The organism is Actinocorallia lasiicapitis (genome assembly GCF_054778695.1).
The window spans coordinates 1-609 of the sequence record NZ_BAAGZI010000886.1 but is presented as its reverse complement, the minus strand read 5'-3'; the positions used below and the strand labels follow the sequence as shown (position 1 = coordinate 609).

The 609-nt window shown below is 75.2% G+C and carries 1 pseudogene; it reads right to left on the bottom strand.

What is annotated here, in order from left to right:
• Positions 1 to 609 (bottom strand): annotated as a pseudogene (locus ACYVE7_RS35310) (hypothetical protein); the annotation flags it as partial.

Genomic DNA, 609 nt, shown 5'->3' with positions numbered 1-609 from the left:
CCGCCCGCGCCGCCTTCGCGGCCGATCGCGAACACCAGCCGCCTGGCCTCGCCCGGATCGAGATGCAGGGTCCGGACGGCCAGCTCCATCAGCGCGCTGTCCGACGCCCGCTGGGCGCGCCGGTCACGCAGCCGCGCCACCAGGTCGTAGCCGAGCAGATCGTGCAGCCACCCCTCGCGGAGCGCCGTCCGCAACCCGACCAGCACGGTCTCGGCGTGGGTGGCGCTGGTGTCGCGGGGACGCCGCGCCCACTCGCCCGCGACCTGCTGCAACGCCTGGTAGGCGGCCATGTCATCGACCGGGTGGCCCGCGCAGGTCACCCCGCCGAAGATCCGGATCGGCCCGGCCCTGTCGCCGAGCAGGAACCCGATCAGATGCCGCGCCCCGAGGACCTGCAGCGACTCCTGCGCCTTGGGGTAGCCGGGATAGGGCGGCGTGGCCGGCAGCAGGTCCGGTTCGTGGACCTCAACCCCGTCGATCCGCAGGAGCTGCTCCAGCTTCATCGTCGACACCCCGCCGTCGCGGACGATGGCCGCGCACTCGGCGGGAGTCACCAGGCGCAGCGGCCCCGCCGCGTCGAGCAGCCGGCGGCGGACCTCGGCGCGGCGG